The sequence below is a fragment of the Pedobacter ginsengiterrae genome (assembly GCF_039537385.1).
Lineage (GTDB): Bacteria > Bacteroidota > Bacteroidia > Sphingobacteriales > Sphingobacteriaceae > Pedobacter > Pedobacter ginsengiterrae.
Genome location: NZ_BAABAK010000003.1, coordinates 212,146 through 238,338, shown reverse-complemented (window position 1 = coordinate 238,338; position 26,193 = coordinate 212,146). Strand labels below are relative to the sequence as shown.

General features: G+C 34.9%; 27 protein-coding genes. 12 read left to right on the top strand and 15 right to left on the bottom strand.

The genetic code is table 11. The features are described 5' to 3' along the window. Positions 1 to 245: 245 nt before the first annotated feature. The 3 genes from ABD692_RS03240 to ABD692_RS03230 form a co-directional block, all read right to left on the bottom strand. Positions 246 to 845: an LEA/WHy family protein gene (locus tag ABD692_RS03240; protein WP_316759492.1), complete on the bottom strand. Its 600-nt coding sequence runs from the start codon at positions 843 to 845 to the stop codon at positions 246 to 248. 66 nt (positions 846 to 911) lie between these two features. Beyond that, a complete protein-coding gene (locus tag ABD692_RS03235; protein ID WP_344764885.1) occupies positions 912 to 1,220 on the bottom strand; it encodes a hypothetical protein in 309 nt (102 codons plus the stop codon). A 104-nt stretch (positions 1,221 to 1,324) separates the two neighbouring features. Then, a complete protein-coding gene (locus ABD692_RS03230) occupies positions 1,325 to 1,966 on the bottom strand; it encodes a DUF47 domain-containing protein (protein ID WP_344764883.1) in 642 nt (213 codons plus the stop codon). 100 nt (positions 1,967 to 2,066) lie between these two features. On the opposite strand from ABD692_RS03230, the gene ABD692_RS03225 reads away from it, so the two are divergent. From ABD692_RS03225 to ABD692_RS03205, 5 genes are all read left to right on the top strand, one after another. Further along, positions 2,067 to 2,549, top strand: a complete 483-nt coding sequence (locus tag ABD692_RS03225) for a GNAT family N-acetyltransferase (RefSeq protein ID WP_344764881.1) — start codon at positions 2,067 to 2,069, stop codon at positions 2,547 to 2,549. Positions 2,550 to 2,754: 205 nt separating this feature from the next. Then, positions 2,755 to 3,762, top strand: coding sequence for a sensor histidine kinase (locus ABD692_RS03220; RefSeq protein WP_344764879.1), 1,008 nt, complete (start codon positions 2,755 to 2,757; stop codon positions 3,760 to 3,762). Between the two features lie 2 nt (positions 3,763 to 3,764). Further along, positions 3,765 to 4,478 carry a LytR/AlgR family response regulator transcription factor gene (locus ABD692_RS03215; protein WP_344764877.1) on the top strand — a complete coding sequence of 238 codons (714 nt, stop codon included), beginning with the start codon at positions 3,765 to 3,767 and terminating at the stop codon, positions 4,476 to 4,478. A 105-nt stretch (positions 4,479 to 4,583) separates the two neighbouring features. Further along, positions 4,584 to 5,051 (top strand): nucleoside triphosphate pyrophosphohydrolase family protein, encoded by a 468-nt coding sequence (locus ABD692_RS03210; protein ID WP_316759479.1) that lies wholly within the window; start codon positions 4,584 to 4,586, stop codon positions 5,049 to 5,051. A gap of 150 nt (positions 5,052 to 5,201) precedes the next feature. Continuing rightward, positions 5,202 to 8,588, top strand: coding sequence for a DEAD/DEAH box helicase (locus ABD692_RS03205; RefSeq protein ID WP_344764875.1), 3,387 nt, complete (start codon positions 5,202 to 5,204; stop codon positions 8,586 to 8,588). 80 nt (positions 8,589 to 8,668) lie between these two features. Here ABD692_RS03205 and ABD692_RS03200 read toward each other — a convergent pair whose 3' ends face one another. The 5 genes from ABD692_RS03200 to ABD692_RS03180 all read right to left on the bottom strand — a co-directional run bounded on the left by ABD692_RS03200 (position 8,669) and on the right by ABD692_RS03180 (position 11,960). Next, positions 8,669 to 9,460, bottom strand: coding sequence for an NAD(P)-binding domain-containing protein (locus ABD692_RS03200; RefSeq protein ID WP_344764873.1), 792 nt, complete (start codon positions 9,458 to 9,460; stop codon positions 8,669 to 8,671). A gap of 196 nt (positions 9,461 to 9,656) precedes the next feature. After that, a complete protein-coding gene (locus ABD692_RS03195) occupies positions 9,657 to 9,893 on the bottom strand; it encodes a Rossmann-fold NAD(P)-binding domain-containing protein (RefSeq protein WP_344764871.1) in 237 nt (78 codons plus the stop codon). A gap of 2 nt (positions 9,894 to 9,895) precedes the next feature. After that, positions 9,896 to 10,588: an NAD-dependent epimerase/dehydratase family protein gene (locus ABD692_RS03190; RefSeq protein WP_344764869.1), complete on the bottom strand. Its 693-nt coding sequence runs from the start codon at positions 10,586 to 10,588 to the stop codon at positions 9,896 to 9,898. A 128-nt stretch (positions 10,589 to 10,716) separates the two neighbouring features. Then, positions 10,717 to 11,316, bottom strand: a complete 600-nt coding sequence (locus ABD692_RS03185; RefSeq protein ID WP_316759469.1) for a Crp/Fnr family transcriptional regulator — start codon at positions 11,314 to 11,316, stop codon at positions 10,717 to 10,719. Between the two features lie 62 nt (positions 11,317 to 11,378). Beyond that, on the bottom strand, positions 11,379 to 11,960 hold the full coding sequence (locus ABD692_RS03180) for a thymidine kinase (protein WP_316759466.1): 582 nt from the start codon (positions 11,958 to 11,960) through the stop codon (positions 11,379 to 11,381). A 186-nt stretch (positions 11,961 to 12,146) separates the two neighbouring features. On the opposite strand from ABD692_RS03180, the gene ABD692_RS03175 reads away from it, so the two are divergent. Continuing rightward, entirely contained in the window at positions 12,147 to 13,298 is a 1,152-nt protein-coding gene (locus ABD692_RS03175) for a hypothetical protein (RefSeq protein WP_344764865.1), read from the top strand. A gap of 79 nt (positions 13,299 to 13,377) precedes the next feature. Here ABD692_RS03175 and rodA read toward each other — a convergent pair whose 3' ends face one another. The 6 genes from rodA to purH form a co-directional block, all read right to left on the bottom strand. Then, positions 13,378 to 14,643 (bottom strand): rod shape-determining protein RodA, encoded by a 1,266-nt coding sequence (gene rodA / locus ABD692_RS03170; RefSeq protein ID WP_344764863.1) that lies wholly within the window; start codon positions 14,641 to 14,643, stop codon positions 13,378 to 13,380. Beyond that, entirely contained in the window at positions 14,640 to 16,649 is a 2,010-nt protein-coding gene (mrdA, locus tag ABD692_RS03165; RefSeq protein ID WP_344764861.1) for a penicillin-binding protein 2, read from the bottom strand. Before mrdA ends, rodA begins: the two co-directional genes overlap by 4 nt. After that, positions 16,649 to 17,164 (bottom strand): rod shape-determining protein MreD, encoded by a 516-nt coding sequence (locus ABD692_RS03160; protein WP_316759457.1) that lies wholly within the window; start codon positions 17,162 to 17,164, stop codon positions 16,649 to 16,651. Before ABD692_RS03160 ends, mrdA begins: the two co-directional genes overlap by 1 nt. Then, positions 17,161 to 17,997, bottom strand: a complete 837-nt coding sequence (gene mreC, locus ABD692_RS03155) for a rod shape-determining protein MreC (RefSeq protein ID WP_344764858.1) — start codon at positions 17,995 to 17,997, stop codon at positions 17,161 to 17,163. Before mreC ends, ABD692_RS03160 begins: the two co-directional genes overlap by 4 nt. Before the next feature lie 74 nt (positions 17,998 to 18,071). Next, on the bottom strand, positions 18,072 to 19,094 hold the full coding sequence (locus tag ABD692_RS03150; RefSeq protein ID WP_056092903.1) for a rod shape-determining protein: 1,023 nt from the start codon (positions 19,092 to 19,094) through the stop codon (positions 18,072 to 18,074). A gap of 490 nt (positions 19,095 to 19,584) precedes the next feature. Beyond that, positions 19,585 to 21,111 (bottom strand): bifunctional phosphoribosylaminoimidazolecarboxamide formyltransferase/IMP cyclohydrolase, encoded by a 1,527-nt coding sequence (purH, locus tag ABD692_RS03145; protein ID WP_344765406.1) that lies wholly within the window; start codon positions 21,109 to 21,111, stop codon positions 19,585 to 19,587. A 646-nt stretch (positions 21,112 to 21,757) separates the two neighbouring features. Here purH and ABD692_RS03140 point away from each other — a divergent pair. The 3 genes from ABD692_RS03140 to ABD692_RS03130 are packed head-to-tail and all read left to right on the top strand — an operon-like array spanning position 21,758 to position 23,289. Then, complete coding sequence (locus ABD692_RS03140) at positions 21,758 to 22,330, top strand: dihydrofolate reductase family protein (protein ID WP_344764854.1); 573 nt, start codon at positions 21,758 to 21,760, stop codon at positions 22,328 to 22,330. 25 nt (positions 22,331 to 22,355) lie between these two features. Continuing rightward, positions 22,356 to 22,811 (top strand): nuclear transport factor 2 family protein, encoded by a 456-nt coding sequence (locus ABD692_RS03135; protein ID WP_344764852.1) that lies wholly within the window; start codon positions 22,356 to 22,358, stop codon positions 22,809 to 22,811. A gap of 58 nt (positions 22,812 to 22,869) precedes the next feature. Beyond that, entirely contained in the window at positions 22,870 to 23,289 is a 420-nt protein-coding gene (locus tag ABD692_RS03130) for a hypothetical protein (RefSeq protein WP_344764850.1), read from the top strand. A 73-nt stretch (positions 23,290 to 23,362) separates the two neighbouring features. Here ABD692_RS03130 and purN read toward each other — a convergent pair whose 3' ends face one another. Next, positions 23,363 to 23,941, bottom strand: coding sequence for a phosphoribosylglycinamide formyltransferase (gene purN, locus ABD692_RS03125; RefSeq protein WP_316759443.1), 579 nt, complete (start codon positions 23,939 to 23,941; stop codon positions 23,363 to 23,365). A 241-nt stretch (positions 23,942 to 24,182) separates the two neighbouring features. Here purN and rpsT point away from each other — a divergent pair, with 241 nt between their 5' ends. From rpsT to ABD692_RS03110, 3 genes are all read left to right on the top strand, one after another. Next, entirely contained in the window at positions 24,183 to 24,437 is a 255-nt protein-coding gene (gene rpsT, locus ABD692_RS03120) for a 30S ribosomal protein S20 (RefSeq protein WP_056871313.1), read from the top strand. Positions 24,438 to 24,507: 70 nt separating this feature from the next. Then, entirely contained in the window at positions 24,508 to 25,206 is a 699-nt protein-coding gene (radC, locus tag ABD692_RS03115) for a RadC family protein (RefSeq protein ID WP_344764848.1), read from the top strand. A gap of 73 nt (positions 25,207 to 25,279) precedes the next feature. Then, positions 25,280 to 26,116, top strand: a complete 837-nt coding sequence (locus tag ABD692_RS03110; RefSeq protein WP_344764846.1) for an endonuclease/exonuclease/phosphatase family protein — start codon at positions 25,280 to 25,282, stop codon at positions 26,114 to 26,116. Positions 26,117 to 26,193: the final 77 nt, after the last annotated feature.

Here is a 26,193-nt window from a genome sequence, read left to right as displayed (position 1 = left end):
TCAATAAACAAAAAAAGTCCTCAGATTTAATGAGGGCACTGAAAAACTAGCCATTTAAAAAGGGCTTATGGAATAAAACATTCATAAGCCCTTTTCTTTATGATATTCGCAATCTCTTAAATTCTATTTTCCATTTAGAGGATTCTAAGAGGCCTTATCTACCATTTTTTCTGAATATTTAATACGACATTTTTAACAAGGACTTTTTCAGTGCCCTCGATTTAATATCTGAGGACTTTTTTTGTTTATAATAGGATTTTACTACTGATATCCTTATTAATGGTAATGTAACCGGGATATTTTACTGGTGTATTCCCAATCATAATTGTTGGTTTAATTTTAATTGTCAATAAACCTAACTTTTCATCACTTTTAGAGCCTTTCTGAGCAGCTTTTATAATATCATTTAAAACGTTTCCGTTTGATATTAAACCATAAATATTGCTAGTCATTTGTACAGGTACAGAAACGGTTTGCCCTTGTGGAATACTTACGGCCTGATTTATAATACCTTCTGCTAAATCGGTATTGTTTACTAAAATTTTATATTCAAACTGATTAATTGCAGCTAAGTTTGATGAAGGATTAGTAATTTCCAGATTCAGTTTTGCGCTTAACGGAATATCTTTTCTCAATAAACCTAAGGCAACACCTGGTAAACTTGTCAAACTAAAATTCTGCTCATTAATTAATTTGGCTAAATCTGTACCAGCAAGACTTATTTGATTTACGTTTTTAACCTTATAGGTACAGGCTTCAAGTGCCTTTATTTGTTGTGCTTGCTTGTTAATGCCACAACCGAACATTGAAACGGTTAAGAGGCAAAGCAATAGTTTCTTTTTCATGCTAATCATAACGCCAAATTAGCAAAACTATTTCAGCATTGATTTAAATATAATAAGTTCGAAAATTTAAGGGGCAACAGTTTCGATCTGATCACCTTTGTCAGATTCATCAGTTTTTTCTTCAGCATTGGCTTCGGTGTCTTCAGCATCCGTTAAATCATCTGGATCAGTGACCTCATCTTTTTTTTTCTGAGATGCCACCTCGTTATTTTTATCCTCAGCTTTCTCGCTTGTATCCTCTTGTTTAACTGGCTTAACTTCGGTTGTTTTGCTTTCCTCGGTTTCAGTAGATGGAATTATAGTTTCTACCTGTGCCTGTGCATCATCAGATGGTTTTGGATGTGGATTGTTGGTGTTTTTATCTTGATTTTCCATAAATATCTTTTCTTTAACAAATGATTTAGGATCATCTTTTGTTTTAATATTTATCAATTATTTTAAATAAAAGGATATAAAATACCCCTTTAATTGGCGGAAAACTAAGCGTTTTTTAAAAAGATGGTTTCGATTACATTTGCTAAATCATCACATTTATCTGTCGCTTTTTCAAGTAAGCTCAAAATTTCAGATTGTCTGATTAACGAAATCGCATCTGTTTCGTTTTCAAATAATAGGGAGATGGATTGCTCGTAAAGTCGATCAGCTTTACTTTCCATCTGACCAACTTTATAACAAATATCTATAATGAGTTGCTTGTCTTTAAAGTGTTTTATTTCCTTAATTGCAACAGCAAGTTCGCTACACATTTTAGCAATAATTTCTGCAAGTTTTAACATTGCATCATTTGAAACGTTTAAATGATAAAGTTCCATATTTAGCATAATGGCAAGAATATCATCAGCGATGTCATCGATTTTAGTTGCTAAAGCATGTACATCTTGCCTATCAAACGGTACAATAAAGCTTTTATTTAATTCTTCATAAATCGCATCTGTAGCTTTGTCTCCAACCAACTCCAATGCCTTTATTTCTTTAGAAAGCAAGCTTCTTTCAGCCTCATCTTTCGAGCGGATGAAGTGAACAAGTGCTTCAGAAATTTTCGAAAGATTAACAGCGCCATCTTCAAACAATGGTTGAAAATTTTTATCTTTTGGAATAAATAAACTAAATATTTGATTCATGTCTTCGATTAAAATATTTGTAAATGTACCTTTGGTATATTAACAGAATATCAAATAAGTATTATATCGTAAAGTTTATACTCCCATAATTAATTAGAAAATGGCCATCAAGATTCGTAAAATAGAGGAAAGTGATAATAAAGAATTAGCAACGCTTATTCGTGTAATTTTCAGAGAATTTAAAATTGATAAGCCAGGCACTGTTTATACTGATCCGACTACCGACCACTTGTATGATGTTTTTAAGCAAGAAGGTTCTGACTACTGGCTGGCAGAAGAAGATGGCGTTATACTTGGTGGTTGCGGCATTTATCCAACAGATGGTTTGCCCGATGGTTGCGTGGAGTTGGTGAAGTTTTACCTTTCTGCGGATGCACGGGGTAAGGGTATTGGCAAAATTTTAATGCAAAAAAGTATAGAATCTGCCCAACACTATGGTTATAATGAAGTTTACCTAGAATCTTTCCCCGAATTGGCTACTGCAATTGGAATGTACGAAAAAGCAGGTTTTAAGAAATTAGGTCATGCGCTTGGCAATTCAGGTCATTTTGCATGTAACATTTGGATGTTGTTGGTACTTTAGTTAGTAGCATCGAAATATGTCCTCAACCTAAAGGGATAATAATCTTTTTATCTGTTGATTGGGTGATTTTTTGAACCAAAGAGTACAAGTATCAATTTCCTTATTAAAATAGACTTTGTCCTTAATAATGAGGTGTTGGGATAATTTTTTTTAGGTTTGGAATAAGAAGATTTAGCCTTTGAAATGCTTTGTCTAGCTTTAGAACATGAAAAATACAAAAGTCATTTTTATACACCTGCTCTGTTGGGTATTAATTCTTACTTACCAATATAGTGGCTACCTTATAGAATCAGCAAGTTTTGTTAGTATTGCCTTAGGCGTTTCCATGACAATTATTCAAATTGTTGAATTTTATATTTGCTATTTATGGGTGTATCCTAAGTATTTGAAAAAGGGTAAAATTCCTCAGCTAGTTTTAGGTGTAATATTTGCACTGGGTGTTTTTATAGCATTACGTTTTCTTATTGAGGAGATTTTGTATTTGAAATGGTTTAATTTTCATAATTACTCCGACCAAACCACTACAATTAGCTACATTATAGATAACATTTACTATGGTATTTCTTACATCACCATTTCGGCTGCGGTTTATAGTGTACAACAGAACTTTAAAACTGAAATTGCGAATAGAAAATTAAAGGATGAGGTTGTAAAATCAGAACTTGCTTTTTTAAAATCACAAATCAATCCACATTTTTTATACAACACTTTAAATTATGTGTATTCACTGGCCATTCCTATTTCCGATAAACTGGCTAATGCTATATTGCGATTGTCTGATTTAATGCGTTACACTTTAAACGAAAGCCCTGACGGACGAGTAAGCCTCGTTAAAGAAGTAGAATATTTGGAAAGTTATATTGAACTATTTAAAATGCGCTTTGAGCCTAATTTCTTTGTCGATTTTAATGCAGAAGGTATTGTAGAGCAAAAAGTTGCTGCTTTAGTGTTAATTCCTTTCGTAGAAAATGCTTTTAAACACGGGGTTTTAAACGATGAAAAACATCCCGTTAGGATAAAATTAAAAGTAAATGGAAAAAGGCTGAGTTTTGAGGTAAGCAATAAAATTAGCCATGCACAAAAAGATCATTCAAGTGGCGTAGGATTAGTTAATATTCATCGTAGGTTAGATTTAATTTATCCAGATCAACACGAATTATTAATTTCGAATAACGGAAATACTTATAAAACCACATTAATAATAAATCTTTAATTATGATTCGATGTTTAGCTGTTGATGATGAATCTTACGCATCAGATATTATTGCCGCATTTATTAATAAAACTCCTTTTTTAACTCTAGTTGGCACAACAACTAATGCTTTCGAAGCTTTAAACCTAGTTCAAAATGGCCAGGTAGACCTGGTGTTTCTGGATATTCAAATGCCTGAATTAACTGGAATTCAGTTTTTGAAAATATGTGGCGATAAATGTAAAGTAATTTTAACAACAGCATATCCAGAATATGCACTCGATGGTTTTGATTTGGATGTAGTAGATTACCTTTTAAAACCAATTTCTTACGAACGTTTTTATAAAGCTGCGCAAAAAGCACAACAAATTATAGTACCCGCACAAAACGAAGTTGTAAATCAACCTGCTACAACCAACGATTTTATCTTTATTAAAGGCGACACCAAAAACAAATTTATTAAGGTAAATTATAATGAAATTTTATACATCGAAGGCTTGAAAAACTACGTTTCAGTTTACACAGCAAATCAAAGAATCGTAACTTATCAGGCATTACGCGAACTGGAAACACAATTGCCGCAACCACCTTTTTACAGGGTTCACAAATCCTATATCGTATCACTCGAAAAAATTAAAATGATTGATGGCAATACGCTTTACATTGGCGATCAATCTATCCCAATTGGGGATACTTATAAAGAAGATTTTTTTAAAATCGTTAGAGAAAACAAATAAACTGATTTTTTGTAATTGTGATTAACCTGATTGATGTTTATAAAACGACAAAAATATTTATATCGATTTTTTTAAGTTTGCAGCATTATAAAACCAAACATTATTATGCAAGAAACGAATTCTTTAAACCAGGTTGCAGAATTTCACACCACATTTAAACATCCGATTTTAGAATCGCCTGTTATTCCATCAAAGCAACGTGCAAATCTTCGTATTTCACTTTTAGCAGAAGAATTAAAAGAATTACAGGAAGCGGTTGAAAATGATGATTTAGTTGAGGTTGCAGATGCACTTTGCGATTTGCAATATGTTTTAGCAGGCGCAATTCACGAATTTGGTTTGGGTGGAAAATTTAAAACCTTGTTTGATGAAGTGCACCGTTCGAACATGAGCAAAGCTTGCAAAACTGTAGAAGAAGCAGAACAAACTATTCAGTTCTATTTTGATAAAGACCAAACTGAATCATACTATAAAGAAATCGACGGATTGTTTTTAGTATTCAGGAAATCGGATGATAAAACTTTAAAATCAATAAACTATTCGCCTGCCGATATAAAAGGCTTGCTAGGCTAACCACTATAAATTGACGATTTAAGAAATATAAGTTCAAATTAAACCTATATTTCTTAAATGTCGTTGTAAGCCAATAAACGCTTAATGAATTTTTAAAGCCATAAATTTAAAAGCGTTTCCTTACTTTTATTCCTCAATATTTACTTTTAAATGCAGGAAAAAAACACCGAAACAGGCGAAAAAGAAATAAATCCATACGATTATATCTTATCGGATTTTAATCTTAAACACCTGAGTGATTTATTTATCCTGAAACACTTAAGGCAACAAATTCATACCGATACCAAAGGTTTTTTTAGTCTTTTCCCTGAACAAATTGAAATAGACTTCGGCGCTTTTAGTCATGAATCGGCTACTTTACCTTTTCCAATAGTACAAGTGCAGCAAACCGCAAACCTTGTAAAGTTATCTTGCCGTTGCGATACGCCTAAAAACAAACTTTGCGAACACCAGGCGCAGGTTTTGTATAACATTTTACAACGCCAGGATTTGCTGGTATTTTTTGATGAAAACCTTCGTAGGCAAAAACTTAAAAAGATTGCGGTTGATTATGGCTTGGAAAACGAAGAAAATCTCGACGCACGATTCAACCTTAAATTCGAAAACGGAGAATTAACAATAAAACCTAAAATTACTGCCTTGCAAGCTTTTAATACCGAAGCCAAGCAGCAACTCGAGGCGGTTTTGTTGCCCGATAAGAAACTAAAAATTCCGATTAGGAATCAAAAAGATGCCAATAAAATGATTCTGGTTTTAAGCCAGCATCGTTATTACAATAATCTGAATATAGAATTATTCGAAGCACAGATTACCAAAACAGGAAAGGCTAAAAATCCCTTTAAATCTGTTAGTCCTGCCGATTTAATATTTAAAGTAGAAGACAATACAGCACTTAAATATTACAGTGGGGTTTCTAAATTTCAAAATAATTATACACCAGGTCAGGTAGAAACCGAACTTGAAGCGTTAAAGGCGATCGCTAAAAACCCATTGAATATCCCTGTTTATTTGCACGATGCAAAGGCATCTGTAAATATCCAAGCGTCTTCAATTGCAGCAGTTGAGTTGATGGTTTTGGATGCAGATTTAAGGTTAACCGTTAATCAGAAAGACGATTTCTTTGAAATCAGTGGACGATTAATTATTGAAGGCAATGCCTATGCTTTAGAAAACTTAAGGATTCGTCATCAGTATTTTGTGCAGTTAAATAATAAACTTTATTTGCTGCCACGTGCCGACTTGGTTAAAGTCATTAGCTTTTTTATCAAACAGAGTAATCGTTTGGTTATTTATAAAAGCAAGTATGCAGAATTTCAAAAGAATATTCTTATTCAGCTCGAAGGCAGCATACAGGTAGATTATTCGTACTTAAAACCCGCAACACCAAAGCAGATTGAAGAAAAGGGCTTCGATTTAGAAAACGAGAAACTAATTTACCTTTCCGAATCGGAAGAATATATTTTGATTACGCCAGTAATGCGCTATGGAAATTTGGAAATACCCGTATTATCCAAAAAGCAAATACAGGCACAAGATAAATTTGGAAATCTCTTTACGTTACACCGCGAAGAAGATGCTGAATTACAATTTACGGCCGAAATTTTAAAGCAACACCCATTTTTTTACGACCAGGAAACGAACGATTCCTATTACCTTCATCGGAAACGTTTTTTAGAGGAAGCCTGGTTTTTAGATGCTTTTGAAACCTGGCGCAGTAAAGATATTCATATCCTGGGCTTTAATCAGCTTAAAAATAATAAGCTTAACCAACATAAGGCCGAAATTAATATTGAGGTTTTAAGCGGTACCGACTGGTTTGAAACCAAGGTTCAGGTAAAGTTTGGCAAGCAAAAAGTAGCACTAAAACATCTTCATAAATCCATAAGAAATAAAAGCAAATTTATTACCCTTGATGATGGAACACAGGGAATTTTACCTGAAGAATGGCTAGAAAAATTTACAGGCTATTTTAACGCTGGCGAAATTGTTGAAGACAGTTTACTTACGCATAAAATCAAATATGCTTCGATAGATGATTTATATGAAGATGCCTTGCTTGATGGACAGGTACGGAATGAATTGCAGAATTTGAAACAAAAATTTGATGGCATTAATGCTGCGGAAGAAGTAGAGCTACCAAAAGCTTTAAAAGCAACCCTTCGTCATTATCAAAAAGACGGCTTAAATAGGCTTAATTTTCTGGATGATTTTAATTTCGGCTCTATACTTGCCGATGATATGGGCTTGGGGAAAACCATCCAAATTATCGCCTTTATTTTATCGCAAAGAGAAAAGGTAGAAAATAATGTCAACCTTGTGGTTGTTCCAGCTTCGTTAATTTTTAACTGGAAAGCCGAAGTAAAGAAGTTTGCACCATCGATTAAAGTTAAAACTATATATGGTGCCGACAGAATCAAAAATACAAATGATTTTGAAGGTTTTGAAATCATCCTGACTTCTTATGGAACCTTACTTTCTGATATTCGTTTTCTAAAGGATTATCGTTTCAATTATATTTTCCTGGATGAATCTCAAAATATTAAAAATCCAGAATCGCAACGATATAAAACGGTAAGGATGTTGCAATCCAGGAATAAGGTGGCCCTTACAGGCACGCCCGTAGAGAACAATACTTTTGATTTATATGGACAGCTTTCTTTTGCCTGCCCTGGTTTATTCGGTAGCAAACAACAATTTGCAGATCTATATTCTACGCCAATTGATCAGTTTAAAGACAGTAAACGAGCTGCAGAATTGAGAAGAAAAATAAAACCCTTTATTCTCCGACGAACCAAAGAGCAGGTTGCAAAAGAACTGCCTGATAAAACTGAAATTGTTTTGTATTGCGAAATGGGTGAGGAGCAACGAGAAGTTTACGAGGCCAATAAAAAGGAAATTCAAGATTATATTATGGGTAAAAGCGAAGATGATTTACCCAAAAGCTCTATGCATGTGCTACGAAGCATTACACGTTTAAGGCAAATTTGCAATTCGGCTGCCTTACTTGCCGATGGCAAGTCCTATTTACAGGCTTCTTCAAAAATTGATGTATTGATGGAGCAAATAGAAAGCAAGGCAGGAAATCACAAAATCCTTGTTTTTTCTCAATTTGTTACCATGCTTGATTTGATTAAAAAACAGCTTGAAGCTAAAGGAATCCGCTACGAATATTTAACAGGTCAAAGCCGTAAAAGAGAAGAAATTGTTCAGTCTTTTCAGAATAATGCCGATATTCCTGTGTTTTTGATTAGCTTAAAAGCTGGTGGAACAGGCTTGAATTTAACACAAGCCGATTATGTTTATTTAGTCGACCCATGGTGGAATCCTGCTGTTGAAAATCAAGCCATTGATAGGGCTTACCGCATTGGGCAACATAAAAATGTGATGGCTGTACGCTTAATTTGTCCAAATACAATTGAGGAGAAAATAATGAAGTTACAATCCGTTAAGAAGGATTTAGTAAAAGATTTGATCCAAAATGAAGGTATTATATTTAAAAATCTAACTAAAAAAGCTTTGTTAGGACTGTTAAGTTAATCCTAGTAATTAGCGGGAGAAAAAATCTATTTTCTAAATCGACGTTTTTTTAATGCTTTGAAATCTGCGGACAATCCAATCTACAATGCTATCTGGAATTCATAACCCAAATAATTAGGCACATTTAAGCTTTCTACAATTTTCCAGCTTTGTTTTTCATCCAAAAATTCCGGTTCTTCGATTGCCGATTGTTTTGCTGCTTTTACATAAAAATCTTTCTTTGTCGGATGATCTGGAGAGCAGGCATTATAAATTCTTCCAAATGCTTGTTTATCCAGTATGGCTTCGGCTATACCTACTGCATCTTTTTGATGAATCAGGTTAACTGGAGCTAAGCCATTTGCAAGGTTCTTTTTTCCCGCAAAAAACCTTCCTGGGTTTCTATCTGGACCAATTAATCCCGCGAAGCGGATAACCGTAAAATCATTTGGGTAATATTCTTTTAAGATTTGCTCTGCCAATAAAACCACTTTTCCCGAATCTGTATCCGGACTAGTTTCGTTGGTTTCGTTTACTATCTTATTCTCGTCGTTGTAAACACTTGTCGAACTGATTAAAATAACTTTGGATGTTTTCCCTTTTGCAGCGTTTAAAATTGCTTTAATCTTATCAGGATAATTATGTAACTCGTTCGAATTCCTTTTAGGTGGAATGCAGATAAAAAGTGCCTCTGCTTCAAAGAAAATTTCCTCTGCCTGAATATGTTCAGCGGTGAAATTGATTAAGAAAGGTTTAATGTGGTTTTCACTTAGCAATTGAATTTTCTCATGCGTTGTAGTGGAACCATTAACCAAATAGCCTTCAGCAACCAACTTCTTTGCCAAAGCCAACCCAAACCAGCCGCAACCTAAAATAGAAACAGTTTTAATCATATATTAATATGGTCTTAAAATATTAATTGTTTCGGTCGGTGAGACACCAACCGATAGTTTAATTATTATCAATTATTTCGGTCGGTGAAGACACCAATCGATAGTTTAATTATTATCAATTATTTCAGTCGATGAAGACACCAACCGAGAGTTAATCGATGCTTTAAAGATAGGCAGTTTCACCATCAAATTCTGGTCAATTCTGCTTCTCGTACATCGTTTCAGATAGTTTTAAAATTCCATCGTAATAGCTCGTTGGTTTAAAGTTAAAGGCCTTTTCGAATTTTGAAGAATCGAAGTGATAATCATGATCATACTGATAATACATTTCTACCGTCCCTGCCACTACCTTTTTAAAGAAACCCACCAAACGTAACATTAGCTTATTAATGGTAGAATAGCTGGGTTTGGTTCCATAAATCTTTGCCGCCATTTCTATAAATTCTTTTCCTTTAAAAGTGCTGATGTTGGTAAATGCCAGATTTGGTTACCCGAATTCGGAGTTTGTCCGAGTAAAAACATGGCTTTACCTGCATCTTCAATATAAGTAAAGCTGTGTAGTGTATTAGGATTGCCGATCCATTGTGCACGGCTGTTTTTGGCAAATTTGTCCAGTACCATCATATCGAAAAAACTATTCATGGAGTCAGCACCATAAAAATCTGCTGCACGTGCAATGGTTACATTAATTGTACCTGTCTTGCTTTCTTCCATTAACTGTTGAGCTATTTTAGCCCTAACTTTTCCTTTTAAACTTTGCGGATTATATGGCGTGCTTTCAGTCATAGCGCCATTCACCAGTCCATACATATATACATTGTCAAAAAATATTAACCTCGCACTTGTATTTTTGCATAAATTAATTACGTTTTCGATAATAACAGGCCATTGTTCCTGCCATATTTTGGCATCGTAAACCAAACCTGCACATAGATAAATTACTGTCGAACCTGCTGCTGCGGCAAAAAGTTCCTGTTGGTTTAATAAATCGGCCTTAACCCAGCTTACTTTAGGATTGGTAGTGGAAACGGGTTTCCTGCTTACTAATCTAATCGTTTCATTGTTGGCTGTTAATTCTTTAGTAAGTGCGTTTGCTGTTGGCCCGCCAGCGCCTAATATTGTGTGCATATCTTTTTTCTTTTTGATTAAATCAAAGTTAGCGCACGCGTTAGGATAAAAACGTTAACAAAAGATAAGGATTACAGATGGAGTAATTATAATCAATAACTGCTCAATGGAAGCTATAGGTAATGCTTTTATTGTAATAGCGTCCGTTTGCGGATACGGGATAGAGAAACTGGTGTAATGCCTAAAAAATTGGCAATAAAGTGTTGGGGAACACGCTGAAAAATATCACTCCTTGTTTTTTCGAGGCTGGTATATCGCTCCTCGGGACTCTGGGTAATAAAAGAGGTTACCCGATCATCATAACAACAAATGTAATATTCGGCAACCAAACGGCCAAAGCGTTCTATTTTTAGGGCTAATAACGGCAGGCTTAACATTTTCTGAAAATTGTTATATGAGATTAGTACAAGCTCAGTTTCTTCCAATGCCTGAATATAATTTGTACTAGGTGTGCGTCTTAGAAAGCTTTTATAGGCACTTGCCAATTCATTTTCGAAACTGAAATAACCTGTAATTTCTTGTCCATCTTTTAGATGATAATAACGCAAAGCACCCTTCACAATGAAAGCCATGTGATCGCATACTTTTCCCTCAATGGCAAAATGTTCTTTTTTATTTAAGCTTGAGAAACTTAGATGTTGAATGAAAACTTCCCACTCCCTTTCGGTAAACGTTACAAATTGGGCTATACCAGTTCTAAAAGCATTAAGTTGAAATTGTCTATCCATATCAAGAATGAAATTCTCATTAAAATAATTAATCAATAAAACAATTTAACAATTGGCCAAATTTAGCCCTTATCTAAATTATAGCAAGCTCTGCAACGCGGTTCGTAGCTTTCCTTTTCACCAAGTAAAACAGTCGATTCATCGGCAACCGTACGATAGCTGTATAAAGCAGGATTACCACAGCAAACACAAACTGCATTCACTTTTGTTACGTGCTCAGCAATCGCCATTAAAGCGGGCATTGGTCCGAAAGGTTTCCCAGTAAAATCCATATCCAAACCAGCAACAATAACCCGAATGCCTTTCATAGCAAGTTTATTGCAAACATCGGGTAATTCGTCATCAAAAAACTGGGCTTCATCTATACCAACAACTTGGGTATTGGTGCCTAAAAGCAAAATTGCAGATGCGCTATCGACAGGAGTAGAATTTATTGAATTTAAATCATGAGATACGACGGCACTCTCGTGATAGCGTGTATCTGTTCGGGGTTTAAAAATTTCAACGTTTAATTTAGCAATCTGAGCACGCTTTAATCGGCGTATTAATTCTTCGGTTTTGCCCGAAAACATCGAGCCGCATACCACCTCTATGCTACCCGAAAATTCGCCTCTTCTTCTAAAATTTTGTTCACTAAATAACATGCTCAATACTTATAATGTTCAGTTTCAAATCTTTTAAAGCATTTGAAAATAGGATAAAACTTTCTTTTTTAAGTTAAATTTGATAAAGAAAGTATAATTTTTAAACCGAACAAATATGAGAATTATGTGTTATTTTTGAATACATAGTTACCAACATAAATCGGCAAAAAAATCGTTTAATATTATATGATGAATCAACAAGACATTTTCAGAAAGATAGGCAATATATTAACGGAACTAAATGAACAATACCAGTTTCTGGCTAAAAATGCTGAAAATCTTAATGAACTTGAAATGGAACTTTTTCTGGCTAATGCAGATTTCCTGTCAGATCATGTAAGAATTGCACAGAAACTAAATACCTTAACTGCTCCAACGCACCCAGCAGAAAGTGATCCAAATTTTTTATTGGAAGAACAAAATACCATTGTTTTACCCGAGATAACTGAAAGCTATGCGGCAGACCAAGAAGCGCCTAAGTCATCTTCTGAATTAGAAGCATTTGCAACGGCGGAGGAAGAAGAAGAACGTGTAGATATACAGCCTGAAGAAGAGCGCATCGAGGATGAAATTATTCACCAGGAAACCGCCGAAAAATTGTTGGAAAAGGATTTTTTTAAACCAGATCAGGACGATCATACCTTTGAATTTGTATTAGGGAATCATTCTGCCGATGATAAATTCGATTTTGAAGAAAAATCAGTTGATGAAATTTTCGACCGCCCCTTAAGCAGAGCTGAAGAAGAAATATTAGCGCAGAAGAAAAGAATTCACGAGAAAGAGCAAGAACCTGTAAACGAATCTTTAGAAGCAGAAAATGATGAAATAGGACCAGAGCCTTTCTTAATTCCTCATGAAGAAGAAGCTAAAGAGGAATCCCAAACGCTGTTTACACAAGTAGAATCAAAACCTATTGAAGATATTAAAGTCGAGAAATTTGATGATCCAATTATTTCTCCACCTGTAGAAGAACGCCCTGTTTTTGTTCCACAAGCAGTTCCTGTAAAACCTGTAGAAGAGCCAAAAGCTGATAAACCAACGCCAAGTTTAAATGATTTATTAGCCAAAACTAATGGGCAAACAGAAACCGTTAAAGCGCCAATTGCTGATTTGAAACAGGCCATTAATTTAAACGAAAAGTTATTGTTTATTAAAGATCTTTTTAGCGGTTATAATATGGCTTATTCTGAGGCGATTGATATCGTAAATAAAATGCCAAATTTTGAATCTGCTGATAGTTTCTTGCAAAATAACTATGCAATTAAAAATAATTGGGCCGGAAAACAAAATACAGTCGATCAGTTTTACGAATTATTAAACAGAAGATTTAGCAAATAGAGCAGGCATTAAAGAAAGAATGAATAGCTAAGAATTTAGTATATCTTTTTTAGTTGATATTTGTTTGTTAATCTAGCTCTTAAATAAAACCCATCCTGTTCGAATCCAGTTTAAGGAAAATGAACAGCAATATGGTAAAGCTCCAAAGCGACGAACCACCATAGCTAATTAATGGAAGGGGAATGCCAATAACCGGAATAATACCGATGGTCATGCCGATATTTATAAAAATGTGAAAAAATAAAATACAGGCTACACTATATCCATAAACCCTCGAGAAGGTAGATCGTTGTCTTTCTGCCAGGTTAACTAATCTTAACAAAAGAAAACAATATAAGCCAATTAAAACAGAACAGCCTAAAAAGCCCCATTCTTCGCCAACGGTTGAGAAAATAAAATCGGTACTTTGTTCGGGTACATATCCATACTTTGTTTGTGTACCCTGCATAAAACCTCTTCCAGTTGCCTGGCCCGAGCCGATGGCAATCTGCGATTGAATTACATTATAACCTGCCCCCTTATTATCGGTTTTCAAACCAAGCATTAATTCAATACGGCTACGCTGATGAGGAGCAAGAACTTTTTCGTAAGCAACCTTAATTAAAAACAGGTATCCTATAGCAAATAACGTAACGAATACTGTTGTAATAATGAGCTTTTGTTTGCGCTTATTTGCGTAGATAAATAAACCGCCAATAGTAGTTAAAACAATAATTAATATATATGTCGGAACCAGGAAATCAGCGATAAAAAGCACAATCATTCCTAAAAATATCAATAGAAAATAACCAGATAAACCTTCTCTATATAAAGGGAACATAAATGCAAGGAAAACCAATGCCGATCCTGTATCAGGTTGAAGCATGATTAATGCCAAGGGAGCCAATACGATTAGGGCGGCAAAAAATATCGATTTAAAATCTCTGAATTTTGGATTAAAAGTACTTACATAACGTGCTAAAAATAGTGCCGCTCCAAATTTTGCAAATTCTGATGGCTGTAGCCTAAAAGAACCTATAGGTATCCATGCCTGGTTGCCACCAACATTTCTACCAACAACAAGTACTGCAACCAAAAGCAGGAGGGTAATGCCATAAATAAATGGCGAGAATACATTAAATAATCTTCCATCGAACAGCAGGATAGATAAACCCAATATTAAGCCCGAAACAATATAGATTAATTGTTTACCATAACTGCTTGTAAAATCGAAAGCTGTAGCATTTTCTGGATGGGGAATAGATGCATAAATATTGGTAAAGCCAATGGCGCAAAGCGATATATAGATTAAAACAGTAATCCAATCTACGTTAAAAAAGAAACGATTTCCCTGTTGTTGAATCATTTTTTATTGATTTCTATTTTATTAGCATTAATAGTCGGTTTGTTAATCAATTTTACGGATTGGGGCTTTTTAGTTATTTGGCCTTTAATCCGTAAACTATCGTTAACTTTTTTAATAGAATCTGCTTTTTTTAATTTTAAGCTATCTGCGGCTGTTAATTTTATTTTTTTTGTTTTATCGATTAATGCAGGTAGTAAGTTTTGGTTTTTCATCCATTCTACCTGGTTAGCCCTTGTACCTGTTACTTTACCCTGGATATATTTTTCTACCATGTAACTGGCAATCGGAGCAGCGTAAGTACTGCCATAACCAGCGTTTTCTACAATAACCGCAATTGCAATTTTCGGATTGTCGCGAGGAGCAAAACCAATAAATACAGAGTGATTTTTACCTCTGGAGTTTTGAACGGTACCCGTTTTTCCACACATTATAATATCTGGAATACGCGATAAAACTGCCGTTCCCCACGGACTATTAACAGCATCCTGCATTCCATCAATTACAGGTTCAAAATGTTTTGCATCTACACCGACATAATTTTTGGTTACATATTCTTTTTTTACCAGCATTTTATCGCCCATGGCTTTAATTAAATGCGGCTTTATGTAATAACCCCTGTTTGCAATAATTGCCATTGCATTAGCAATTTGTAGGGGCGTTGCCGTTATTTCACCCTGACCAATAGCCTGTGAAATTACTGTGGTATAACCCCAGCGTTTACCATATATTTTATCATAATGATCCGCATTATAAAAATAACCTTTCTTTTCAAAAGGTAAATCAATGTCGAGTTTAATGCCAAAGCCAAATTTTGATACCCGATCACGCCAGTCTTGATAGGTTTGACGTTGGTTTTTCATGCCGTTTTTGGTAATCAGTTTTTGAAAAACATAACAGAAATATGTGTTACAACTTCTGGCAATTCCCCTCCGCATGCTGATGTTTCCATCAACGTGTTCGCATTTTACTTTATGATTTCCTGCCATGTAATAACCTGGACAGTTGAAAGTTGTATTTACATCGATAACACCTTCTTGCATCCCAATAAGCGCATCAATAGGTTTAAAAGAAGAACCTGGAGGATAATATCCTTGAATAGGCCTTACCATAGAAGGGCGATAGGGATTCCCGATCAAGCTCATATAATTATTTCCCTGGCTTTTTCCAACCAGCAAATTTGGGTCGTAACCAGGGCTACTAACCATTGCAATAATTTCGCCCGATGAAGGTTCTATAGCTACAATTGCCCCTACTTTATTTTGCATTAATTCTTCGCCCAGTTTCTGAACTTCAATATCAATTCCAGAAACTAACCGTTCGCCAGAAACTGCATTAATATCGTATTTTCCATCAGCGTAACTTCCTTGTGGTGTGTTTTTAGCATCGTAAACGGTATTAACTACTCCGCGTTCTCCACGTAAAACCTCTTCGTAAGAGCGTTCAAGTCCGCTTTTACCAATGTAATCACCAGATCGGTAGTAACCTTCAGATTTATCAATATCTACCTGACTAACCTCTTTTACGTAACCAAATAACTGTCCTGCAACACTGTCTGGGTAATGACGAATGGTTCTATCCTGTGTAGAAAAACCAGGGAATCGATACATAATTTCCTGCAAGCGGGCATAACTCTGAACAGAAATTTGCTTGGAAAAAGGAGTAGATTGATAATTAGATTTTCCTCTTGCTTTTTTTAAATTTTTGCGTACATCTTCGATCGAAATTTCAAGTGCATTAGCAAGGGCAACCGTATCAAAAGGCTTAACCTCATTCGGAATCACCATTAAATCGTAAACAGGTTCGTTTTGCACGATAACCTTATTATGGCGGTCTAAAATGGCCCCACGGGCAGGGTATTTAAATTTCTTCTTAAGTACGTTACTTTCGGCAGCAACAAAAAATTTATCGCTAACAATTTGTATATAAAAGAGTTTTGCCAGTAAAATAAGCACCACCACAACAAACAAGCCCTGTACTACATATTTTCGATTAAATAACTGTTCCATTAGCGAGATGTTCTTTTATAGAAGATAAACTCAACCAACAGGATAATTAGTAAGGTAAGAATACAGCTTAATCCGCATCTTACTAAAGTATAACCAATTTCTGTTAACCTAAATGTTTCTAAGAAAAATAGCACAAGGTGATGCGTAATTACACACAGAAAAGCATATAGCGAAAACCACTGAAAGCCCATATAACTTAAAGAAGGTTCAGGATCGTCAATTGCATCTTTGTTTAAACTTATCGAAATAAAAGAGATTCTAACAAACGCCAAAACTACACAGGCAGTAGCGTGTACACCCATTGTGTCGTAAAAGGTGTCGAGTGTTAAACCCGTTCCAAATGCCAGTAAGTACAATACAATATTTGGAATTCCAAATGGCAGGAGCAATAGAAATAATACGTAAATAAAAGGCGTAGACAAATCATAGAAACCCATGTTTTTGAGCAGAAAGATCTGCACAAATAAAAGGATGAACCATCTGATTACGTTAACTATGATTAATCTGCTGTTCATTTTAATTTAACAGGGTTTTCTAAAGTTTCTTGCTCCTTTGCTAATTTATCTTTTATAACGTAGACATATTGCAGTGTACCAAAATCGTTAAATAAACTAACCTCTCCCGATAAGAAATTATCATTTGTGGCAATATTTGTTTTGCTTAATCGGCCAACAAGAATTCCAGCTGGAAACTTTCCGTAACCCGAAGTAACTATTGTATCGCCAATACTCATTTTGATATGATTTGGCACTTCCTTAATAAATGCCTTTTTGATATCAAAATTTCCATCGCCCCAAACTAACGAGCCAATGGCATTATTCTTTTTAATAACAACGCTTATTTTAGTGTCTTTATGCAGTAGCGACTGAATGGTAGCCAGGTGTGGAGATACATCTCGTATAAAGCCAACCACGCCCCGCTGCGGAGAAATTACAGCCATATTAGCCTCAATTCCATCCAGCGTACCTTTGTTGACCGTCATTACGTTATTACGCAAAGTAATTGAGTTTTTAACAACTTTAGCTGCCAGATAAGTATATTGTTGGTTGGTTGTGGTATCGATAACTTTTGTGTCTTTTGCAGAATCAATCGTAGTTAAACCTAATAATGTTGTTTTAAGTTTAGCATTTTCTGCCGCAAGACTATCGTTTACCATTCCCAGATTTAAATATCTTTTAAAAACATTTAATCGTTCGTAAGCAGTACCGACAATTTCGTTGGTCGAGTTTAAAGTTACGCTACGTTGATATGAATTGTTTTTTACCGTTAAGTAAATCCCTACAATAAAGAAAATTATAAACAAGAAGAATGCGTTATATCTGCTTATGAAAATCCAAAGGTTACGCATTTTGTAATAAGTTATAAGTAATAAGTTGTAAGTTACAAGACTTAAAACTTATAACTTACAACGTATAATATGAATTATTGCATTAAGAATTTATAAGTTCCGATGTTTTTAAGGGCTATACCAGTTCCACGAACAACCGCACGTAACGGATCTTCGGCAACGTGAACAGGTAATTTTGTTTTAGCCGCAACACGTTTATCCAGTCCTCTTAATAATGCACCACCGCCAGTTAAATAAATACCAGTTTGATAAATATCTGCAGAAAGCTCTGGAGGTGTAATCTCTAATGCTTTTAAAATCGCTTCTTCAATTTTAGAGATCGATTTATCTAAACAATGCGCAATTTCGGTGTAAGAAACCGTAATTTGTTTAGGTACACCAGTCATTAAATCACGACCTTGAACCGCGAAATCAGCAGGGGCATCCTGTAATTCAGGCAAAGCTGCACCAACTTCGATTTTAATTTTCTCAGCCGTACGGTCACCAATCATAATGTTGTGCTGGCGACGAATGTAGTTTACAATATCAGAGTCAAAATTATCTCCCGCAACGCGGATAGACTGGTCGCAAACGATACCAGATAAAGCAATAACCGCAATTTCAGTCGTACCACCACCGATATCGATAATCATATTACCCATCGGTTCTTCCACGTCAATTCCAATACCTACTGCAGCAGCCATTGGTTCGTGAATTAAATAAACCTCTTTAGCACCTGCAATTTCAGCCGAATCACGTACCGCACGTTTCTCCACCTCGGTAATGCCCGAAGGAATACAAATTACCATACGTAAAGAAGGAAACATCCAGCCTTTACCGCCATTTAGCATTCTGATCATACCTTTAATCATAGCCTCAGCAGCATTAAAATCGGCGATTACACCATCTTTTAATGGGCGAACGGTTTTAATATTATCGTGGGTTTTTCCCTCCATTTGCATGGCCTGGCGACCAATAGCAATAACTTTGTTTGTAGTACGATCAAAAGCAACGATAGATGGTTCATCTACAACCACTTTGTCGTTATGTATAATAAGGGTATTCGCAGTGCCTAAATCGATGGCAACTTCTTGCGTAAACCAGTTAAATAATCCCATGTAGAAGGTGTCTTTATTTTAATTTTGTTAAATCTATACTATTCCTAATGTAAAAATAGCTTTTTTATTGCTTTAAGTTTTATTTTCATCCTGCATTTAACTGATTTTGTTGCAATTAAAATATTTCGAAAATCAAAACCTGTAATTCTTAGGTTAAATCAGCCCCGCTATCTGTTTCAATCTTTTTGTGCGTGTCAGTCTGATCTTGTCGAAGACCGCTATCAAAAAGTATTTCCACTTCAATCGGGTTTATTTTACTCGGGTTTGGTTTTTCAAATGCCATTCCCTTTCTAAAATCCCAAACATTTGTCAGTCTGAGAACGTCGAAAACCGTCGCCAAATTGACTAAAAGTTTTCTATCGCTTTAAGATTTTTCATCTCCTAATTTTGTTTTTAATGGTATTCAAGCTTGCTTCGCAGGTGCTTCGTGCCTCGCAATAACGAGCATGAAGGTAATCTCAAGTTAAGAACCCTAAGCCTTAAACCTAATCTAGTGTTTAAAGTGTCTCACGCCCGTTGTAACCATTGCAATGCCTTTTTCATTTGCTTTTGCAACCGAATCAGCATCTTTAATCGAACCTCCTGGTTGTAAAACAGCTGTAATTCCAGCTTCAGCAGCAATTTCCACACAATCAGGGAAAGGGAAAAAAGCATCCGATGCCATTGCACTTCCTTTTACACTGAAACCAAATGATGCCGCTTTTTCAATCGCTTGTCTTAAAGCATCAACTCTTGAAGTTTGACCAACCCCGCTTGCAATTAAAACATCATCCTTAACCAAAACGATGGTGTTCGACTTAGTATGTTTTACAATTTTGTTCGCGAAGTATAAATCTTTTAATTCTTGTTCTGTAGGCGCTTTATCGGTAACGGTTGTCATTTGCTCAGGACCTTCGATAATTAAATCTTTATCTTGCTCAATTACACCGTTTAATAATGTTTTAAATTGTTTTTTACTCAATTCAACCTCGTTGCGTTGTAAAATAACACGGTTTTTCTTTTTACTGAATAACTCAACAGCTTCTGGCTGGTAAGATGGCGCAATTAAAACCTCGAAAAACAAATTGTTAATTTCTTCAGCAGTTGCTAAATCAACTTCCACATTGGTAATAAGAACACCACCAAAAGCAGAAACTGGATCGCAAGCTAATGAATCAATCCAAGCTTGTTTAACAGTAGGGCGAGAAGCAATACCACAAGCATTTGTATGTTTTAAAATGGCAAAAGTTGGGTCTTCAAACTCATCAATTAAGGCAACAGCTGCATCAACATCAACCAAGTTATTATAAGAAAGTTCTTTTCCATTTAATTTGGTAAACATTGCATCTAAATCGCCATAAAATACACCACCTTGATGTGGGTTTTCACCATAACGCAAAGCTTTAGCTTGAGTTACACTTTGTTTGAAAACATCAAGTGGTTCTTCCTGATTGAAATAGTTGAAAATTGCGGTATCGTAATGAGAAGAGGTATGGAAAGCCGTTTTCGCGAAAGACTTACGTTGCGCTAATGTAGTTTCGCCATTTTGCGCCTCTAATTGGGCTTGTAAAGTTGGGTAATCGTTTTTAGATGCAATAATGACTACATCGTTAAAGTTTTTAGCTGCGGCACGAATTAATGAGATACCACCGATATCAATTTTTTCGATAATTTCTTCTGCTGTACCACCTGCTTTTACGGTTTCTTCGAATGGATATAAATCAACAATAACCAAATCAATTTCTGGAATTTCGTATTCTGCAATTTGTTGTTTATCGCCTTCTAAGCCTCTGCGGTTTAAAATTCCACCGAATACTTTTGGGTGTAATGTTTTAACACGTCCACCTAAAATGGAAGGGTAACCAGTTAAATCTTCAACCGCGGTAACAGGCAGGTTTAAATCCTTAATAAATTGCTCGGTTCCACCTGTCGAGAATAGCTGCACGCCCTGAGCGGCTAACAATTCTACCAACGGGGCTAAACCGTCTTTATAATATACTGAAATTAAAGCGTTTTTGATTTTAATGGACTGACTCATTCTACTGTAAATTTTGAGCCGCAAAGGTAGTAAAACAGGATTGTTTTTTTGTATGTTAAGCATGTAAAAATCGATTAAATAATTAAAATAAATTAATAAACCTGGCTTGCATAAAAATATTAATCATCTTCTGGTTCGAAAAACTAACTACAGGCTTTCTCCGCCCATTTTAGTGTCATCATTAATAAAAGAAAGATTCGGCAATTTTATCAGTTAATTGTGTGCGTTTTTTCGGTTATCTTTCTAGTTTATTTTCATAATAACATGGTGGAAGAAACCTGTTGTGATCGCCACTTAATCGGGTCAGCTATATCCTTTCTTCGCCTTCGCTTAGTCCTCTTGCTGTTCCCACACCAGTCTCAACGGTGATACCTGCTTCGGGCATACGTTTTCATCTGTTGAAGTATTCTCGAAGCGAACCCGAAGCATTGTGGGAGCATGGAGCAAGCATGCATAGCTAAAACACGGACGGGAGTCTGATTGGATACGGATTTGATATTTTAGAAAATGATGGAAAAGATATTATATTGGATTGATCAATGCCTTGATATTCAAATATAAAAAAATTCTTGGTCCTAAAATTTCAAGTTATTAAATATCTTAATCATGGAGCAATAAAAACAATATATCACTAAATTAGAATCCTATGGGGAAAATAATTTCATTTATGCATATATCGCTCGATGGGTTTGTAGCGGGTCAGAATGGAGAAATGGACTGGATTAAAGTTGATGAGGAAATTTTTGATTATGTAGGAAATCGCATTAGCAAAAGCGATACAGCCTTGTACGGAAGATTAACTTATCAGATGATGGAAAGTTATTGGCCGACGGCAGCAGACCACCCGACAGCAAGCAGGCACGACATTGAACACTCAAAATGGTATGGTAAAGTTCAGAAAGTTGTATTATCAAAAAAAATAAATAATGCGGGATTGATTAATACAGAGATAATTAGGGAAAACCTTACTGATCGTATAAATGAAATAAAACAGCAAACAGATACAGAAATTTTGCTTTTTGGTAGCCCGACTGCAACACATTCACTTATTCAACAGAATTTAATTGATGGCTACTGGTTATTTGTTAATCCAGTTATTCTTGGACGGGGCATTCCTTTATTTGTAGATGTTAAAGAAAAAATAAAACTCAGCTTATTGGATACCCGGCAATTTGATTGTGGCGTAACTGCATTAAGTTATATAGTCGAAAAAAAATAATTTAAATTTCGATAAATTAGTGAAAATGAAGATAATAAAACCTTTTTTGTGCCTTATATTGTTGCTGGTGGCTAATTTAGTTTTCGGGCAGACTAAACAAGATAGTTTAGCTATTAAACAAGCAGCGCTTGATTATATAGAATCTCAGCATAAACCAAATCCAAAACAAATGGAAGATGCATTACACCCAAGAATGGTAAAACGCACTTTTTGGAAAGATAAAGCAACGGGTAAAGATTATGTGCGAGAAACCACAACAGAATCGATGGTTTTGCTTGCGGAAACTTATAACAAAAACGGTGACAAATTTCCTAAACCACCTAAAAAAGAAATCTTATTGCTTGATGTTTCGGAACGTACAGCTTCGGTAAAGTTAATTGCCGACGAATGGATTGATTATATTCACATTGTGAAGCTTAATGGTATTTGGAAAATTATTAATGTTCTTTGGCAGTATAACGATATCAAGCAGCATGAATAATAATACTCAGTCGGAACTTTAAATAAAGATCTAAGATAAGAAACACTCCTAGTTTTATATGGATATAGAAGCACAAATTGAACAATATATTGCTGGCCAAAGCGTATCGAAACGCATTGATATGCAAGCATTACATCAAATTATTCTGCAATTAATGCCAGGTTGTAAATTATGGTTCCTGGATGGTAAAAATAGTGCGGGTAAAACGGTGTCTAATCCCAATATAGGTTATGGATCTCACACTATAAATTACGCTGACGGTAAAACTAAAGTGTTTTATCAAATAGGCTTGAGCGCAAACACAACTGGAATGTCTGTTTATATTTTAGGCATTAAAGATAAAAGTTATCTGGCTCAAACCTTTGCTGAAAAAATAGGAAAAGCAAGCGTGACTGGATATTGCATTAAATTTAAAGCATTAAAAGATATAAATATTGATGTTTTAGAAGAAGCAATACTTTACGGACTGAAGTCGTAATTAAATAAAACCTACAGTAATCGTTTTTTGAAGATAGCTTGCTATAATACTTCAGATTTTAATTCAATAAAAATTATTTCTTAATTTTTTTAACAATACTTTCTACAATTCTTGGATAATGCAAATGCTCTAGCTGTTGGCCTTTAAACTTAACCATTTCTAAATTATCGTTCTTATCTATTTTATACCTGGCCTGGTAAATGTATTCCCCTTCATCGTAGTTTTCATCAACATAATGAATGGTGATACCGCCTTCTGATTCGCCAGATGCAATAACCGCGTTATGGACATGATCTCCATACATGCCTTTTCCTCCAAACTTTGGTAAAATGGCTGGGTGTATATTTATAATTCTGCCTGGGTAAGCTGCAATTAAATTTTTAGGAATGAGCCAAAGAAATCCAGCGAGTACAATAAAATCTATATCGAGATTTTTGAGTAAATCAATAATTTCATCGGTTTTATAAAATTCGTTTTTATCGAAAATATGACTCGGGATTTCGAAATTATCTGCCCTTTGTAAAACATAGGCGTCGGCATTATTAGTTAATACCAAAGAAATTTCTGTATCGGTGCTTCTTTTAAAATGCTCCATTAGTTTTTGGGCGTTAGAGCCCGAACCTGAAGCAAATATGGCTATTCGTTTTTTCACTCAAAATTCGTTTTCCCCAAAAATAACATTTTTAGGCAGGTATTCTTAATAGATGATGTTTTTTATAACATTAATTTATTTGCTTAAAACTGCTAAAATTAATGTATTTTTGCAGTTCAAATAAAAGGATAAAAAAAATCAATAAAAAATTGAAAAGTGTTTTGTAATTTAAAAACATTAATCCTATATTTGCAACCCGAATTATAGGAAACGATTAGAAAAAAATAAAGGCTAAATTAAAATGGCAAATCATAAATCTTCATTAAAAAGAATTAGAGCAAACGCTACAAAACGTTTACGTAACAGATATCAGGCAAAAACTACACGTACTTTTATTAAAAGATTACGTGCAGCAGAAGATAAAAAAACTGCTTCAGATTTATTGCCTAAAGTAATTTCTATGCTAGATCGTTTAGCTAAGAAAAATGTTATTCACAAAAACAAAGCAGCAAACAACAAATCTAAATTAACGAAATTCGTTAACGGTTTGAAATAAGCTATTTTATTACGATATTAGTGAAAGGCATCCCAACCAAAAGTTGGGATGCCTTTTTTTTATCTAAAAAATGGCAGATTACGAACAAAAAATCGGTATTAAGCTATGGGCCGAAGAAGACCGACCAAGAGAAAAACTCTTAAAAAATGGCCGCAGACATTTAACTGATGCCGAACTTATTGCAATTTTAATTGGCTCTGGCAATAAAAATGAAACCGCAGTTGATTTAAGTAAGCGAATTTTAAGCTTTTACGAAAATAACCTAACCAAACTGGGGAAAGCTTCTATCTCTGAACTTTCTAAATTTAAGGGAATAGGGGAGGCGAAAGCCATTTCCATCGTAGCGGCGCTCGAATTAGGCTTAAGGCGTAAAGAAAGCCCAGTTGATGAAATTATTCAGGTAACGGCATCAAGCGATGTGTATAAATATCTGCGTAATACCTTTGTACATCTTAATCACGAAGAATTCTGGATATTACTTTTAAACCGATCGAATAGAATTATTGGTAAATATCTGATTAGTAAAGGTGGGCAAGCTGGAACTGTTGCTGATCCTAAAATTATATTTAAAATTGGCTTGGAAAATAATGCTGCCTACATTGTAATGGCGCATAATCATCCGTCGGGAAATTTAAAGCCAAGCGAAAGTGATGATCTCTTAACAAGAGATGCGGCAGCATCTGGACAAATGTTAAGTTTACCAGTTGTAGATCATATTATATTTACCGATAACGGGTATTATAGCTATAAAGACGAAGGTTTGCTTTAACTGTAAACAATAAAACAATTGTTACTTAACAATAAATCAATATTGAAATTAAACAATTTTGTAATTTGGCGGGATGAAAACTTTAACATCCTTCCTAATTTGTTTGCTTTTGTCTGCCGCCGTTTTTGCTCAGAAAAAAGAAACCCCGATTAATATAATTACTTACAATATCCGTTACAATAATCCTGGCGATGGAGTAAATGCATGGCCAAACAGAAAAGACAATGTTAAAGCATTGGTGAAATTTCATGATGCAGACATTCTTTGTGTGCAGGAGGCGCTTGCCGAACAATTTGATGCTTTAAGTGAAAATACAGATTTCGATTTTGTTGGGGTTGGTCGTGATGATGGTAAACGCAAAGGCGAATTTTCTGCAATATTTTTTGATAAAACAAGGTTCGATAAAAAAGATGGTGGTACTTTTTGGTTGTCGGAAACACCAGATGTTCCTTCAAAAGGATGGGATGCTGTATTACCAAGGATTTGTAGCTGGGTTAAATTATTCGATAAATTAAATAAAAAAGAGTTTATCGTTTTTAACACACATTACGATCATGTTGGGGTTAAAGCTAGAATTGAATCGGCGAAACTGATTAAACAAAAAATACAAGAAATTGCGCCAAAGCTGCCTGTTGTTTATACTGGAGATTTAAACGTAACCCCAGAAACTGATGCGATTGCGACTATAAAATCTTTCCTTCAGGATGCTAAAGAGATTACAACAGAACCTCCCTACGGTCCGACTGGCACTTTTAATAACTTTGATTTTAATAGTGAACTGAAGAATCGAATTGATTATGTTTTTGTAAACAAGGGGTTTAAAGTTCAGAAGTTTGCAGTGTTAAGCGATAGTAAAGACAAAAAATATTTTTCTGATCATTTACCAGTTTTTGTTCGCCTTTGGTTTTAGTGGCCATATCTAATTTTATTCTAGGGATTTCTTCAAGTCGTCCTTTCGACCGTAGTGGAGAAATCTTTGATTATATA

Bases quoted from the DNA above. Each gene is read 5' to 3' on its own strand.
- ABD692_RS03160 (WP_316759457.1), bottom strand. From the start codon at position 17,164: ATGAACAGCAGATTAATCATAGTTAACGTAATCAGATGGTTCATCCTT.
- ABD692_RS03135 (WP_344764852.1), top strand. From the start codon at position 22,356: ATGAAGATAATAAAACCTTTTTTGTGCCTTATATTGTTGCTGGTGGCT.
- ABD692_RS03235 (WP_344764885.1), bottom strand. From the start codon at position 1,220: ATGGAAAATCAAGATAAAAACACCAACAATCCACATCCAAAACCATCT.
- ABD692_RS03215 (WP_344764877.1), top strand. From the start codon at position 3,765: ATGATTCGATGTTTAGCTGTTGATGATGAATCTTACGCATCAGATATT.
- ABD692_RS03180 (WP_316759466.1), bottom strand. From the start codon at position 11,960: ATGTTATTTAGTGAACAAAATTTTAGAAGAAGAGGCGAATTTTCGGGT.
- ABD692_RS03190 (WP_344764869.1), bottom strand. From the start codon at position 10,588: ATGCACACAATATTAGGCGCTGGCGGGCCAACAGCAAACGCACTTACT.
- rodA (WP_344764863.1), bottom strand. From the start codon at position 14,643: ATGATTCAACAACAGGGAAATCGTTTCTTTTTTAACGTAGATTGGATT.
- purH (WP_344765406.1), bottom strand. From the start codon at position 21,111: ATGAGTCAGTCCATTAAAATCAAAAACGCTTTAATTTCAGTATATTAT.
- ABD692_RS03140 (WP_344764854.1), top strand. From the start codon at position 21,758: ATGGGGAAAATAATTTCATTTATGCATATATCGCTCGATGGGTTTGTA.
- rpsT (WP_056871313.1), top strand. From the start codon at position 24,183: ATGGCAAATCATAAATCTTCATTAAAAAGAATTAGAGCAAACGCTACA.
- ABD692_RS03110 (WP_344764846.1), top strand. From the start codon at position 25,280: ATGAAAACTTTAACATCCTTCCTAATTTGTTTGCTTTTGTCTGCCGCC.
- ABD692_RS03195 (WP_344764871.1), bottom strand. From the start codon at position 9,893: ATGGCGGCAAAGATTTATGGAACCAAACCCAGCTATTCTACCATTAAT.
- mrdA (WP_344764861.1), bottom strand. From the start codon at position 16,649: ATGGAACAGTTATTTAATCGAAAATATGTAGTACAGGGCTTGTTTGTT.
- ABD692_RS03225 (WP_344764881.1), top strand. From the start codon at position 2,067: ATGGCCATCAAGATTCGTAAAATAGAGGAAAGTGATAATAAAGAATTA.
- mreC (WP_344764858.1), bottom strand. From the start codon at position 17,997: ATGCGTAACCTTTGGATTTTCATAAGCAGATATAACGCATTCTTCTTG.
- ABD692_RS03220 (WP_344764879.1), top strand. From the start codon at position 2,755: ATGAAAAATACAAAAGTCATTTTTATACACCTGCTCTGTTGGGTATTA.
- ABD692_RS03175 (WP_344764865.1), top strand. From the start codon at position 12,147: ATGATGAATCAACAAGACATTTTCAGAAAGATAGGCAATATATTAACG.
- radC (WP_344764848.1), top strand. From the start codon at position 24,508: ATGGCAGATTACGAACAAAAAATCGGTATTAAGCTATGGGCCGAAGAA.
- ABD692_RS03240 (WP_316759492.1), bottom strand. From the start codon at position 845: ATGAAAAAGAAACTATTGCTTTGCCTCTTAACCGTTTCAATGTTCGGT.
- ABD692_RS03130 (WP_344764850.1), top strand. From the start codon at position 22,870: ATGGATATAGAAGCACAAATTGAACAATATATTGCTGGCCAAAGCGTA.
- ABD692_RS03200 (WP_344764873.1), bottom strand. From the start codon at position 9,460: ATGATTAAAACTGTTTCTATTTTAGGTTGCGGCTGGTTTGGGTTGGCT.
- ABD692_RS03185 (WP_316759469.1), bottom strand. From the start codon at position 11,316: ATGGATAGACAATTTCAACTTAATGCTTTTAGAACTGGTATAGCCCAA.
- ABD692_RS03210 (WP_316759479.1), top strand. From the start codon at position 4,584: ATGCAAGAAACGAATTCTTTAAACCAGGTTGCAGAATTTCACACCACA.
- ABD692_RS03230 (WP_344764883.1), bottom strand. From the start codon at position 1,966: ATGAATCAAATATTTAGTTTATTTATTCCAAAAGATAAAAATTTTCAA.
- ABD692_RS03150 (WP_056092903.1), bottom strand. From the start codon at position 19,094: ATGGGATTATTTAACTGGTTTACGCAAGAAGTTGCCATCGATTTAGGC.
- ABD692_RS03205 (WP_344764875.1), top strand. From the start codon at position 5,202: ATGCAGGAAAAAAACACCGAAACAGGCGAAAAAGAAATAAATCCATAC.